This is a genomic window from Streptomyces mashuensis (assembly GCF_014654785.1).
Classification (GTDB): domain Bacteria; phylum Actinomycetota; class Actinomycetes; order Streptomycetales; family Streptomycetaceae; genus Streptomyces; species Streptomyces mashuensis.
Window position 1 is genome coordinate 331,342 of record NZ_BNBD01000007.1, and the last position, 13,271, is coordinate 344,612.

Below are 13,271 nucleotides of genomic sequence, written 5' to 3' on the forward strand. Positions count from 1 at the left end.
GTGGAGCGCGCAGCAGCACCGCAACGGATCGCCGTCGTGGGGGCCGGCGTGGCCGGCCTGGGGGCCGCGTGGGCCCTCAGCCGCCACCCCGGCCGCTACGACATCGAGGTGTACGAAGCCGCCCCCACGCCCGGCGGCAACGGCCGGACCGCGGACTTCCCGCAGCGGGACGGCGGCACCGTACCGGCGGACATCGCCGTCACCGCCTTCATCCCCTCCGTCTACCAGAACTACGTCGAGCTGCTGGCCCACCTCGGCATCGACACCGTCGGCACCCGCTTCCGCTACGCCGTGCACCACGGCGACGAGGTCTACGCCCACGACGTGGACACCCCCCTGCGACGCCGGCTGGCCGGCGACATCGCCGCCTTCCGGCGCCTGCTGCGCACCGTCGACCGGTTCAACACCCTCAACAAGCGCCCGTCCTGGACCACCGCAGCGCTCAACCCCTTCAACTACGTCACCATGCGCCGCGCCCTCGACCTCTGGGGCGTCTCGCAGGAGTTCCGCCACAAGGTCCTCAAGCCGCTGTTCGTGAACTTCGTCCTCACGTCCGGCGTCTACGCCATGCCGGCGTCGATGTTCGTCCGCTACATGGACTTCTTCGACGTCGAGCACAGCACGCCGATGGTGACCTGGCGAGGCGGCACCCGCGCCGTCTACGCCCGGCTCACCGAAGGATTCGCCGACCGCATCCACACGGGACGCCCGGTCACGGAGCTGACCCGCTGGCCGGACGGGGTGTACGTGCGGGACGCGAACGGTGTGACGGAACGATTCGACCAGGTGATCCTCGCCTGCAACGCCAACCACGCGCTGGCCCTGCTCCAGCGGCCCACGGCCCTGGAGCGCGGACTGCTCGGCGCCGTGCGCTACGAGGCCGGGCTGCACGGCGAGGCGGTGGTCCACACGGACGCCTCGCTCCTGCCGGACGACGAGCTGGACGTCTCCGGCACCCGCAGCACGTTCGTACGGCACGCCGGCGGCCCGCACGACCGGCCCGACGACTACGAGATCACGTACATCATGCACAACCAGCAGCCCTGGGGCGACGGCGCCGCGTCGCCCTGCCTGGTGACCTACAACGCCCACCGGCAACCGGACCCGGAGAAGGTCCTCGCCCGCCACCGCTTCCAGCACGTCGTGCACGACGTGCGCCACACCCTCGTGCTGCACGCGCTGCTGCCGCTGCTCCAGGGCCGCCGCAACACCTGGTACTGCGGCGCCCACACCACCCTCAACAGCCAGGAACACGCCTTCCTGTCCGGCCTGGCCGTGGCCCGCCAGCTGGGCGCCGACTACCCGTTCGCCGCCAACCGCGACGCCACCCGCTGGTTCAACTTCTACGGGCGCATGTGCCTCGGCGCCCGCTTCCGCACCGTCCGCCCAAGGAGCGGATGAATGGCGCCCCGCGCATCCGTGCTGCGCTGCACGGTGGGCCCGCTGGCCCTGCTGCTCGTCACCCCGCCGGTCGTACTGCTCCTATGGACGCTGGTGGCTGCCTTCGACGGTGCGTTGCGCCCCCTCCTGGCCCCGGCCCAGTGGCCCGCCCTGGTGGCCGCGCTTCCCCGCCCGACCCTCCGGGCGGCCTTCACCATCGCGGGCTTCGTCGCGTTCGAGGCGGCGCTGTTGCGGCTGCTGCCGGGACCGCGACGGTACGGGCCCGTCACACCGGCCGGCGTCCGTCCCGTCTACCGGGCGAACGGCCCGGCCGCGCTCGCCGTGACGCACGCCGCGTACCTCGCCGCCTCCCTGGGGCTCGGCTGGTTCCCGCCCGGGATCCTGTACGACCGGTCCGGTGAACTGCTGGCCACGGCGTGCGTCCTGGCCTGGGCGCTGTCGGCCGCCCTGTACGTCAAGGGCCTGCGACGGCCGTCAGGACCCGACCACGGGACGACAGGACACCGGGTCCTCGACCTCTTCTGGGGCACGGAACTGCACCCCACCCTCGGCGGCATCGACCTGAAGCAGCTCTTCAACTGCCGGGTCGGCATGATGTCCTGGGGCCTGCTACTGGTGTCGTGCGCCGCGGCACAGCACGAACGGACCCATGGCATCTCGTCCTCGATGGCGGTGGCGACCGGGCTCCAGCTCGCCTACATCGTGAAGTTCTTCGTCTGGGAGACCGGCTATTTCGCGACCCTCGACGTCATGCACGACCGCTTCGGGTACTACCTCTGCTGGGGCGTGACGGTATGGCTGCCGGGGATCTACCCCCTCAGCACCCTGTACCTGGTCGCCCACCCGCGCCACCTTCCGCCGTGGGAGACCGTCCTGCTGCTCACCACCGGCCTCACCGCGCTCGCCGTCAACTACTCGGCCGACGAACAGCGCCAACGGGTACGGCGCACCGGCGGCGCCACGCGGATCTGGGGCCGCCCGGCGAAGACGCTGCGCGCACGCTACTCCACGGGCGACGGGACCGAGCACACGACGGTGCTGCTCCACTCGGGCTGGTGGGGCCTGTCCCGGCACTTCCACTACCTGCCGGAAGTGGTGCTGGCCGTGTGCTGGGCCGCCCCGGCCGGCAGCGCGCGGGTGCTGCCCTGGTTCTACCCGGTGTACCTGGCGGTGCTGCTGGCCGACCGCACGGGACGGGACGAGCGGCGCTGCCTGGCCAAGTACGGCGACGCCTACCGCGACTACTGCCGCCGGGTGCGCTGGAAGGTGATCCCTTATCTCTACTGAGGTCCCTTCTACTGAGGGAAGCGGTGGCCGGCGGCGGCCGAAGCGAAGGCGGGCAGGTAGCCGTGGCGCTGGCCCTCGGCCGTGGGGTGGAAGGAGACGGACAGGGCGAGGAGCGACGGCGGGTGGATCCACGGGTCGGAGGAACAGAGGCCGTGCCCGGCGAACCGGGGGCGGACGTCGGCGAAGACCACGTCGCGGTGGGTGCGGGTCTGGTCCTCGATGACGCGGTCGAGGTGGTCGACGGCGGCGTTGAGCGCCGTCACCTCGCGCTGCGTCAGCCCACCGGTGAGGCAGGCGCGGTCCGCGTACAGATGCGGGTAACCGGTGACCACCACGCGCGCGCCCGGTGCGGTCCTGGCCCCGACGGCCCGGTACAGCTGCTGGTACGCGCCGGGCAGGTCCCGGTCCATGACCTGCTCGGCGCGGGCGATCCCGGTCAGGCAGGCGTCCTCACCGCCCAGGACGCAGGTCGTGAGGACGTCGACGAAACCGACGTCGTTGGCGCCCACGGTGATGCTGACCAGCGTCGTGTCCGGGGGGACGGCGGGCAGCTGCCGGGCGGTCACGTCGGGGATCTTCGCCCCCGAGCAGGCCGCGAACGCGAACTGCGCCGGCCGGTGGGACCCGGCCCACAGCACGGGGTAGGCGCCCGGGCTGCGCCGGCAGTCGCCACTGCCGGGGCCGGCCCCGGTCCCGGAGGCGACGGAGTCGCCCAGAGCCGCGTAGCCGGGCACGGAGGACGGGGAGGGGGAGGGGGTGTGCGCCGACGCGGCCGTGGCCAGGCCCAGGCAGAGGGCCAGGGGGCACACGAACGCAGCAGCGAGACGGCGGCGCCAGATGAGAGGTCTGCTCATGTGCCATGGCTACCGGTGTTGATGCACAGCCATGCGGCAGACGTGAGCGCATGGAAGCCTCCACCAGCGCACTGCCACACTCACGCGCCCCCGGTACCGGCCGTCTCACCGGGTCTCGATCGCGCGCCCCGTCACCTCACCGGGGCGGATGCGGACCCACAGGTCGCGCTGCCCGCCGGCCCAGGGCCGTGCGCCGGGCCGGGTGGACAGGGACTCCACCGTGCCGGGGTCGGTGACGTGTTCGGCCGGCCCGGTGACGAGCACGCTCCAGCCGCGCCTGAGCTGCTCGTCGATGTGGTCGGCCTCGAACGCGAGCCGCTCGCCCTCCGCCGGCGCAGCGCCGCCGTCCGACTCCGTGCGGTAGACGATCGTCCGGCCGTCGACCAGGAAGTTCACGGGCAGGACGACGGGCGCCGACCCGGTGCCGGTCAGGCCGATCCGGCCGATGCCGTGGGTGCCGAGCCGGCGCCAGCACTCGTCCTCGGGAAGCTGCTGCAGCAGGGGGTGCCGGGCCGCCTCCTGCCGGCCGGGCGGCGCGTCCCGCCGCCCCTCCACCAGCTCGTCGTACGGCATCTCCAGCGCGGCGGCCACCCGCGTGAGCGCCGCCGGGTCGAAATCGCCGCTGAACGTCTCCAGCTGGCCCAGGTAGGCGACGGACATGCCGGCGCGCCGTGCCAGCTCCTCGCGGGTCAGCCCCAGCTGCTCCCGGCGGACGGCACAGCGCGTGGCCACCGTGTCCTCGTGCGGCTCGCCGGGGGAGCCGGGATCCGGCCCGTCGGGCTCGTCGCTGTGCATGCCGGACCTCCGCGTCGGCCTCCGGACGGGAGGGCCCCATCCGCTTCTCGCGGATCCGAATTGCGCGGTGCACGGCCCAACCGCCGCTTCCCCGCGTCTGTACGGGTCCTCCCGCCACTCCCATCACACCACGCCCGGCCGCCCCCCGCCATGGCGGGCGGAAGCTGTCATTCCGGGGCCCCGCTTCCGTACGGGCCGTAGAGGTCCAGCAGGCGGGTGCGGGCGGCCCGCAGGCGGCGGCCGATCACCTCGACGACGTAGATCAGGAGGGCGTGATCGAGCTCGTGGTCGCGTTCGCACAGTTCGCGCACCTCCGACGCCGTGAATTCCCAGGCCCGGACGGGGCTCGTGGCCTCGGCCCCCATGTGCCACTGGTGCGGCGGGCACAACCACGACCAGCCCAGCATCCGGCCCGGGCCCAGGGTCTCGACCACCGCCGCGCGGCGCCCGGGCACGTGCAGGTCGAGGGCCACGTTGCCCGTGCGAATGATCCAGAAGCGGTCGGCCCGGCCTCCCTCCTCGAAGATGCGGGTGCCCGCGTCGAACGACACCTCGCGGCTCAGGCCCATCAACCGCTCCCGCGGCCCCTCGGGGATGGCGGCCAGCACACCACTGCGCTTCACGACGACGTCCCGTCCTTTCCGTCGGCGGACCCCCGCCCGGCCAGCCTGACCACACGCCCGGCGCCCCGCACCCCGAGCGCGCCGCAGGGGGTGGGCCCCAGGGTCCCGACATGCGCCCGGCCGCCGCCCTCGGGAAGATGGAGGGCACACCAGGACTCAGGAGGCGGGACACGGCCATGGCCACGGAACCAGGGGACGGAACCGGCCCTCCTCGGCCGGGCCCCGGCAGCGACCTCGGCCGGCGGCTGGCCCGGCGCCGGGAGGAGCTCGGCCTGACCCGTGAGGAGACCGCCGCCCGGGCCGGGATGGACCCCGGCTACGTCGCGTACGCGGAGTCGCAGGCCGGCGTCGTCCCGATGGAGGCCCTCACCGGCCTGGCCGGTGCGCTGGAGACCTCGGTCCCCGCCCTGCTGGGCGGGGGCACCGAGCAGCCGCCGGGCAGGGGATCCCTCGCCCGCAGCCCGGTCCTCGAGGACCTGCCGCTCGCCGAGTGCCGCGAGAAACTGGCGGCGGGCGGCATCGGCCGCGTGGTGTTCTCCCGGTCGGAGGGGCCGGAGGCCGTCCCCGTCAACTACGCCTTCATGGGCGACGCCATCGTCTTCCGCACGGCGGCCGGGAGCGCGCTCGCCGGTGTCGTCGGCGGGGACGTCGCCTTCGAGATCGACCGGATCGACGAGGCCCGCAACGAGGGCTGGAGCATCCTCGTCAGGGGAGTGGCCGAACCGGTCACCACCCCGCAGGAGCAGGAGTGCCTGCGGAGCAGCGCCGACCCGCATCCCTGGCCGGGCGGCGACCGCGACACCTGGGTGCGCATCCCGGTCGGCACCCTCAGCGGCCGCCGCATCCGCAGCGGCCTGTGAGGATGCCCGGAACCGTCGGTCCTGTCGGTCAGTGGCGGTGGTCCACCACCGTCCGCAGCTTGCCCGTGCTCGGGGTGCGGGTGAAGGCCGGCAGGTCCGCCTGCTCGATCTCCAGGTCCAGCAGGCGGTCCTCGACCGCCGACCGCAGCTCCTCGTAGCCGCTCAGGAACGCCGTACGCAGAGCCTCCGGCGCGGTGGTCGTACGTTCGACGCGGACGGTGAGGTGCTCGCGGGCCGGGGTGCGGGTGAGGATCAGCTGGAGCTCGCCGCTGTAGCCGCAGTCGCTGCCGGCTATCGCCAGGAAGCGGCGGTAGTTGAGGAAGTACGACGCCACCCGCATCACGTCGCCGCCGCGGCCCAGCAGCTCGAACCGCGGAGAGCGGTTGCCGCAGGGGCACGGGCCGGGAACGGCGCGGCCCAGGTCGCCGATGACGTAGCGGCCCAGCTTCTGGCCCCGGCGCGCGTGGGTGGTGAACACCAGCCGGCCGGTCTCGCCGGGGGCGACCGGGCGGTCCGCGTCCGTCTCCAGGATCTCCAGCGTGTGCAGGTCGGCGTGCAGGTGGTGGACGCCGCCGGTGCTCTCGGCGCACTGGTGGCCCAGCGGGCCGAGGTCGGTGCTGCCGTAGGTGACGGAGCGGACGACCTCGATGCCGAAGTCCTCCGTGAGCGTGCGGCGCTGCTCCGCCGTGAAGTGCTCGCCGCCGTAGAAGATCTTGCGGATGCCGCCGTACGAGCGCAGCAGGTCCGCCTGGTCGTGCAGCAGCTGCCACAGGTACGACGGCATGCCGAAGAGCGTGTCGGCCCGGTGGGCGACGAGGGTCTCGGCGGTGACGCGGTGGTCCGGGCCCGCGGCCATGGGCAGCTGGACGCCGCCCAGGCGTTCGAGGATGGAGAAGAAGCTGATGAAGCCGCCGTACATGCCGCCGCAGTAGAACAGGTTGGCGGTGCGGTCGCGGGCCGGGTCGTAGCCGGCGGCGATCAGGCCGCGGGCCGCGGCACGCATCTGCGTGTCGTAGTCGTCGTACGTGAACAGGGACAGGGCGGGCTTGCCGGTGGTGCCGCCGCTGCGGAAGTACAGCTCGGCGTCCTGCGCCGCGACGGAGTCGTTGAGCACCTGCACCGCGGCCTTGTCGAGCAGCGGGCCGTCCGGTGCCGGGAACGCCGGCGTACGGACGAGGTCGTCGAGGCACGCGGTGGTGGCGAAGCGCTCGTCGGCCTGCACGGCGACGCGGCGGCTGTAGCGCTGCAGTGCGTACACGCCGTCGTGCGGCTCGCCCGCGTAGCTGCCCAGCATGGCGCCGACGGGGGTGACGCGCGTCGCGCCGGCCGCCAGGACCAGGCGGGACAGCTCGGCGACGTCGGCCCGGCTGCCGCCGATGCCCGCCGTCTGGAGGTAGCGGCGCATGGGCCGCAGCGTCCGCAGCAGGTCCGTGCGCGGCAGGGGCTTGACCCACACGCTGCGGTGCAGCGGCGACGCGGTCAGCGCCGGGCGGGTGTCGGCCATGACGCGCCAGGAGCCGTCGGGCGCCGCGAGGACCCGGGTCAGGCCGAGGTGCTCCTCCAGGCGGGCGACGAGCTCGGTGGCGGTGAGCTCGGCCTCCTCGCCCGGGCTCAGCGGCTGCTGCCCCTCGGCGGCCGGCTGCGCGGCCAGGGCCTCCGCCAGCCGCCCGGCGAAGGCGAAGACCTCCTTCTCGTCCTCGGTGTCGAGGTAGACGACCTGGGGGCTGGAGCACGCCTGCTGCTCCAGGAGGCACACGTCGGCGGCGAGGGCGCCGACGGTGGCGGCGTCCTGCCACGCCTCACGGGTGAGGTACGCGAACGAGATCTTGTGGCCCCACTCCACGAGCCGGCAGCCGGGCGGTACGTGCGCGGCGACGCCCTCCACGGCCGCCTCGCCGCCCCACACCGCGACCGCGTCGGCGGGCGCGCACATCTGCCGCAGCCACTCCTGCCGCGAGGACGGGAACCGCAGCACGACGACGCGTTCGGCGACGGCACCGGTCGGGTCGAGCGCGGCGAGCTCCGCGAGCAGGTGCTGGGCGAGCAGGGTGTCGGCGCTGCTCGTCTTGAGCACGTTGACGTTGCCGGCGAGCAGGCCCTCGACAACGCTCAGCGGCGCGACGGTGGCGGCGTTGCCGGGAGCGATGTGGGCGACGAGGCCGACGGGCGCCCACGCCTCGTAGACGGTCTCCTTGGCGTCGGGACGGGTCAGCCGGTGGGGCGTGCCGTCGCCGAGCTCGCGGCGCAGCTTCCGGGTGAGCTGCGGGCGGCGCAGGAACGCCGACAGCTCGGCCAGGACGGCGTCCGCCTCGTCGGCGGGCAGGTGCCCGGCCAGGCGGGTGCGGACCGGGTGGCCTGGCTCGGCCAGGGCGGCGGCGAGCGCGTCACAGGCGGCGAGGACGGTCTCGGTCTCCAGCGGCGTCGCCAGGGCGGCCTCGACGGCCTCCGGCAGCGCGGCGAGGCGGCGGCCGGCCTCCTCGTCGTCGACGAAGGCGCCCTGCCAGTAGTGGTGTTCGGTGTTCTCGGTCGTCACGACAGGCCCTTCATCAGTTCGGCGGCGGCAACCGCACAGCTTCGGTTCCGGCTCACTCCGGCGCGGCCGCGGTGGACGAACCAGGGGGTGTCCAGCTCGCAGCCGCAGCTCTCGCCCGGATGCAGCTCGGCCAGGTCGCCCATGACGACGCTCTGCGCCGGCACGGAGGTGATGTACGGCGACACGAGGTGCAGGAAGCCCACCTCGCCGTACGGCAGCGGCTCCAGGGTGCGCGTGTCGCGGACGAACACGCGGGACCAGACGGGGGCGTGCAGGCGGTGCTGCGCGCACTCGATGTAGGGGATGCAGTGCTCGACGGAGCCGAAGGTGTCGCGGATCCGGTCCGAGGGGACGCCGAGCTGCTCGGTGACGCGGGCGTAGAAGGTGTCCTTGCCGATCTGCTGGTCGGCGTGGCCCTTCCAGCCGCCGCCCAGGATCACGAGGGAGCCTTCCGGCAGCCGCACGGGCGGCAGGCCCATGGCCCGCATGCGCTCCAGGGTGAACCACAGGAACGCCGGGAAGCCGAGGATGCGCACGGGGACGTCGTCCTGCGCGAAGCGCCGGAGCGCGGCGATGCAGCCGAACGGGTCGAACTCGTGGCCGTTCCCGGTGTGGCGCAGGGCGTACTCGACCTGCCGGGCCGGCGCGAAGTCGCACAGGTAGTTGTCGGTGAAGGAGGTGCCGAGCTTCAGGTCGGGGGCCGGCTGGTAGCTGTAGAGCAGGTAGTTGACCTCCTCGTGGGGCGTGATCCAGCCGTTGCGCTCGAAGATGCGGGCCACCATGCGCTGGGCGGAGCGGATGGTCCAGGTGTCGAAGAACATCTGCGACTTCTGGCCGGTGGTGCCGGAGGACGTCAGGTGCAGGTCGACGGCGTCGCGGTCGATGGAGAGCACTTCGTGCCGCTTGAAGAAGTTCGCGTGCACCAGCGGCGCCCGGAAGGGCTCACCGGCCGCGGTGGCCTCGTACAGGCTGCGGAAGAACGGCGAGCGTTCGGCGTGCCAGGCGTTGATCTCGGCCATGGCGGTGGCGAACAGCTCGTCCTCGGCAGGGCCGGTGGCGTACGGGTCGGTCAGGTCGCACAGCCGCTGCACCGCTGCGAGCGCGGCCGGGTCGGGCACGGCGACCGGTGCGAGATGGGAGTTGACCGGATCGTTCGGGTTCATGGGGCAACCTCGAGTGTGGGCAGGTAGGTGGCCGCCCAGGCCGAAAGGTAGGCGTCCAGGTAGGGCTGGAGGGCGGTGTCGACGACCACGCCGCGGAAGTCGATCTGTTCGGCGGTGCGGGTCATCACGACGTAGTCGTGGAAGCCGTCGCCGTCCGGGTCGGGGCGCATCGCCGGGTACAGGGCGCTGGGGATGAACCCCTGGGCGAGGAAGGCCGACAGCGGCCCGTGCTCGGCGAGCGGCACGAGCGCCTCGACGTACCCGGTGCCGGCCCGGGTGAGGGTCCGGGTGATGGCCTCCAGGTACCCGGCGGCGGTGGCCGGGGACGGGTGGGCCGCGATCAGGGCGCAGTAGCGGCCGGTGCGGTTGAGGTAGGCGTACACCTCGAAGGCGCCGTCGTCCGCGACGAGCAGGGCGTTGGGTGTGTGCAGCGGGTAGAACCAGCTGGTGGCGTCCGGGAAGCGCTCGTGGAAGCGGCGGCGTACGAAGGCGGGCGCCTCGACGATCTCCAGCCGCGCCGCCGAGTGGCCCCGGGGCGCGGGGGCCGGCGGGGTGGTGCGGGGTTCGGGGCCGTCGGTGCCCAGGGTGAGGGCGACGGTGCGCAGCAGCGGGGCGAGCGGTGCGGGGACCTCGGGCACGGGGCGGCGCCGGTCCAGGACGCCGGGGGAGTGACGCGCGTAGAGTGCGAGGCTCTCGCGGCTGCTGAGGTCGACGGCGTTGGGCAGGACGCCCAGCGGCCGGAAGCCGTTGCGGGTGACGACGCGCTGCGGGCCCGGGCTGACGGTCCGTACGGTCGCGTACACCGAGTCCAGGCGGTCGGCGCCGGTGCCGAGCCGCTGCCGGCACAGCGCGTCGGTCAGGGTGCCGGCCAGGCCGCCGGCCCGGTGGTCGGGGTGCACGGCCAGCCCTTCGAGGCGGCCGATGCGGCTGCCGGGCTCGCCGTGGATCGCCGCCGAGCCGGCCAGGTGGCCGGTGCGGGAACAGCGGGCCACCAGCCACAGGGTGTGCGGGTCGGCGATGAGCCGGGACATCTCGGCGGGGTCGGTGCCGAGCGCGGCCGGGTAGTGCGGGCCGTAGACGGCGTAGTAGAGCTGGCGCAGGTCGGCGATGTCGGCGGGGGCCGCCCGGTCGATCGTCGTGGTCGTGGCGGTGGCGGTGGTCGTGGCGGTGGTGCTCGCCGTGGTGGTCATCGCTCTCCTCCGGAGGCGGTGAACTGGGGTTCGGGGGTTGCGGGGGCGGCATCGGCGGTGCGCTCCTCGCGGAGCAGCGCGAGCGCGCAGGCCGCCGGCAGCAGTCCGGCCGCCTGGACCAGGCAGAGGGTGCGCGGCCCGACGTGGTCGCCGAGCAGGCCGAAGAACAGCGAGGCGACGGGGAAGGTCGCGCCGAGGACGGCCTGCATGACGGCGAAGAAGCCGGGCTTGTCGGCCGGCGGCACCAGCCGCTGGAACAGCGCCACGAAGCGCACCCCGATGACACCGACGCACCAGCCGGCCACGAGCAGGCAGCCGGCCATGACCGGGCGGCCCGGCAGCAGGCCCGGCACGGCCAGGGCGGCGGCCATGACGGCCAGCAGGCAGGAACCGGCGGTCGTGGGCCGGCCGGGGACGCGGGCCCCGGTGAAGGACCCGAGGAGGGTGCCGGTGCCGAGGGCGGCCTCCAGCAGGGCCACCGTGCCGCCGCCCTCCTCCAGCACGGACCGGGTGTAGAGGGGGATGACGACGAAGACGGCGGTGGTGAAGAGGTTGGCCGCAGTGAAGCACAGCAGGATGCGGCGGACGAAGGGGAGCCCGCCGAGGATCCGGTGCAGGTTCGGCCGGGCGGCGGCGTCCGCGCCTTCGTCGGAGCCGGGAGCGGCCTGCGGGCGGAAGCGGACCGTCGTGATGAGGACGGCCGCCGTCCCGTAGGCGGCGGCGCAGCCGGTGGCGAGGCCGGCCAGGCCCGCGCGGTCGACGATCAGGGCGCCGAGGAGGGCGCCGCCCAGGCTCGCCAGGGACTGGGTGGACAGTTCGAAGCCGGTGGCGGCCTCGATGTCCGCGTCGTCGACGAGTTCGGGGACGGAGGTGGTCAGGCAGGGGTCGAAGAACGCCTGGCAGGTGGCCAGCGCCAGCGTCGCGGCGTACGCGGCGGGCAGCGGCAGGCCGGCGGTGTACGCCCAGCAGGCGAGGGCGGCGGCCGTGGTGCCCGCGCCGGCGGCGGCCGTGCGCAGCACCGAGCGGTGGGCGTGGCGGGCGACGGTCCGGGCGACCACGGGTGCCAGGGCGACCGCGGGCAGGGTGCTGACGGCCATGAACAGCCCGGAGGCCAGGCCGCGGCCGCCGCTCACGGCGTAGGCGACGAGCCACCAGGAGACGCCGACCTGGAACATGCGCACCGCGGCCTGCGTGAGCACCTGGGCCGCCCAGACGGTGCCGAAGGCCCGGTTGCGCAGGACGAGGGGCGTACGACGCGTGCGACGCCCGGCTTCGGGGACGGAGGCGCTCATGCGGTCGGCCTCTCGTCGATGACGCGGACGAGCTTGCCCGAGCGGGGGTTGACGGTCAGGTCGCCGTGGCGCACCCATTCGACGGTGACCGGGTGCACATGGCCGGCCCGGACGCTGTCGGGGTACAGGGGGCGCACCTCGTCCAGGTGCGTGACGACCGACTTGGCCAGCACTTCCAGGCCGGCCGGGTCGTCGTCGCCGGGGGCGGTGGCCAGGCGCAGGACGAGCCCGTCGCGGCCGTCCCGGCGGCGGACGACGAGCTGGGTGCCGGTGATGCGGCCGTCGGTGTCGGCCTCGGCGACGGCGGCGAAGGTGTCCTGCGCGTAGAGGGAGACGGGTCCGACGCGTACGCCCTCCTCGGCCCGGCCGAGGATGCGGAAAGTGCCGGCCCCGGGGTCGATCCACTCCGCGCGGTCGCCGGCGGGGTAGCGGATGACGGGCATGAGACGGCGGTACAGCTGGGTGACGACGACGCGTCCGGGGCGGCCGGCCTCGTGGACGGGCTCCCCGGTGGTCTCGTCGAGGATCTCGACGACGGTGTGCGGGGTGAAGGCGCGGTGCAGGCGGGTGTCCGGGCCGGGCACGGGCCGGCCCAGGAGGCCGGCGTCGACGCTTGCGTAGCCGAGGGAGCGCGCTTCGGCACGGGGGAACGCGGCGGTCAGCAGCCTGCGCTGGTCGTCGAAGAGGGCCTCGCCGCCGAAGAACAGCAGCTCGACGGAGGGCAGGGTGCGGCCCGTGGCGACGACGTGCTCGGCGAGGCGGCACAGGGTCGTCGGCGTGCCGGCGACGACCTGGGCCGCGAAGTCCAGGAGCGCGGTGACGGTGGTTGCGGGGTCGGCGGCGCCGCCGATGGGCAGGCGGACGTTGTCGACGGGGGCCTGGGCGAGGGAGTCCAGGACGAAGAGGAAGCTGGCGTAGAGCTCGCCGGCGTAGAACAGGTCCGCCACCCGGTGGCCGGCGCGCAGGCCGGCGTCGACGAGGCCCTGGCCGAAGGCGGCGGTGAACTCCCGCCATTCCTCGCGGGAGTAGCAGGAGAACTTGGGGGCGCCGGTGGTGCCGCCGGTCTTGTAGACGACCGCCTCCGACAGCGGGCCGGTCAGGACCTGGTTGCCGTGCAGCGTGTTGGCCGCCCAGAAGGCGTCCTGGTCGACGACGGGCAGGTCGGTCAGCCGGTCGGTGCCGGGCGGCAGACCGGCGTAGAGCGCCGCATAAAAGGGGGAGTTATGGCGGGCATAACGGATGAGGTCCGAAAGTTGAAGGACGGACATACGGC

At 73.9% G+C, this 13,271-nt stretch carries 11 protein-coding genes; 3 read left to right on the forward strand and 8 right to left on the reverse strand.

Annotated elements, in window-relative coordinates; all coding sequences use genetic code 11:
- Positions 1 to 1,401 (forward strand): FAD-dependent oxidoreductase, encoded by a 1,401-nt coding sequence (locus tag IE305_RS19105; RefSeq protein ID WP_190130864.1) that lies wholly within the window; start codon positions 1 to 3, stop codon positions 1,399 to 1,401.
- Entirely contained in the window at positions 1,402 to 2,688 is a 1,287-nt protein-coding gene (locus IE305_RS19110) for a phosphatidylethanolamine N-methyltransferase family domain-containing protein (protein ID WP_190130865.1), read from the forward strand.
- Positions 2,689 to 2,696: 8 nt separating this feature from the next.
- On the opposite strand, the gene IE305_RS19115 is transcribed toward IE305_RS19110, so the two are convergent.
- The 3 genes from IE305_RS19115 to IE305_RS19125 all read right to left on the reverse strand — a co-directional run bounded on the left by IE305_RS19115 (position 2,697) and on the right by IE305_RS19125 (position 4,960).
- Positions 2,697 to 3,542, reverse strand: a complete 846-nt coding sequence (locus IE305_RS19115; protein ID WP_190130866.1) for an SGNH/GDSL hydrolase family protein — start codon at positions 3,540 to 3,542, stop codon at positions 2,697 to 2,699.
- A gap of 105 nt (positions 3,543 to 3,647) precedes the next feature.
- Positions 3,648 to 4,337 (reverse strand): helix-turn-helix domain-containing protein, encoded by a 690-nt coding sequence (locus IE305_RS19120; RefSeq protein WP_190130867.1) that lies wholly within the window; start codon positions 4,335 to 4,337, stop codon positions 3,648 to 3,650.
- A gap of 167 nt (positions 4,338 to 4,504) precedes the next feature.
- On the reverse strand, positions 4,505 to 4,960 hold the full coding sequence (locus IE305_RS19125; RefSeq protein WP_229891194.1) for a cyclic nucleotide-binding domain-containing protein: 456 nt from the start codon (positions 4,958 to 4,960) through the stop codon (positions 4,505 to 4,507).
- A 176-nt stretch (positions 4,961 to 5,136) separates the two neighbouring features.
- Between IE305_RS19125 and IE305_RS19130 the strand changes: the two genes are divergently transcribed.
- Positions 5,137 to 5,820, forward strand: a complete 684-nt coding sequence (locus IE305_RS19130; RefSeq protein ID WP_190130868.1) for a helix-turn-helix domain-containing protein — start codon at positions 5,137 to 5,139, stop codon at positions 5,818 to 5,820.
- Positions 5,821 to 5,848: 28 nt separating this feature from the next.
- Here IE305_RS19130 and IE305_RS19135 read toward each other — a convergent pair whose 3' ends face one another.
- The 5 genes from IE305_RS19135 to IE305_RS19155 are packed head-to-tail and all read right to left on the reverse strand — an operon-like array spanning position 5,849 to position 13,266.
- On the reverse strand, positions 5,849 to 8,353 hold the full coding sequence (locus IE305_RS19135) for an acyl-CoA reductase (protein WP_229891196.1): 2,505 nt from the start codon (positions 8,351 to 8,353) through the stop codon (positions 5,849 to 5,851).
- On the reverse strand, positions 8,350 to 9,516 hold the full coding sequence (locus IE305_RS19140; protein ID WP_190130869.1) for a LuxE/PaaK family acyltransferase: 1,167 nt from the start codon (positions 9,514 to 9,516) through the stop codon (positions 8,350 to 8,352). Before IE305_RS19140 ends, IE305_RS19135 begins: the two co-directional genes overlap by 4 nt.
- On the reverse strand, positions 9,513 to 10,706 hold the full coding sequence (locus tag IE305_RS19145; RefSeq protein WP_229891198.1) for a GNAT family N-acetyltransferase: 1,194 nt from the start codon (positions 10,704 to 10,706) through the stop codon (positions 9,513 to 9,515). Before IE305_RS19145 ends, IE305_RS19140 begins: the two co-directional genes overlap by 4 nt.
- Positions 10,703 to 11,998 carry an MFS transporter gene (locus IE305_RS19150; protein ID WP_190130870.1) on the reverse strand — a complete coding sequence of 432 codons (1,296 nt, stop codon included), beginning with the start codon at positions 11,996 to 11,998 and terminating at the stop codon, positions 10,703 to 10,705. The genes IE305_RS19145 and IE305_RS19150 overlap by 4 nt, the downstream gene beginning before the upstream one ends.
- Positions 11,995 to 13,266, reverse strand: coding sequence for a phenylacetate--CoA ligase family protein (locus tag IE305_RS19155; RefSeq protein WP_190130871.1), 1,272 nt, complete (start codon positions 13,264 to 13,266; stop codon positions 11,995 to 11,997). Before IE305_RS19155 ends, IE305_RS19150 begins: the two co-directional genes overlap by 4 nt.
- Between the last annotated feature and the right edge of the window lie 5 nt (positions 13,267 to 13,271).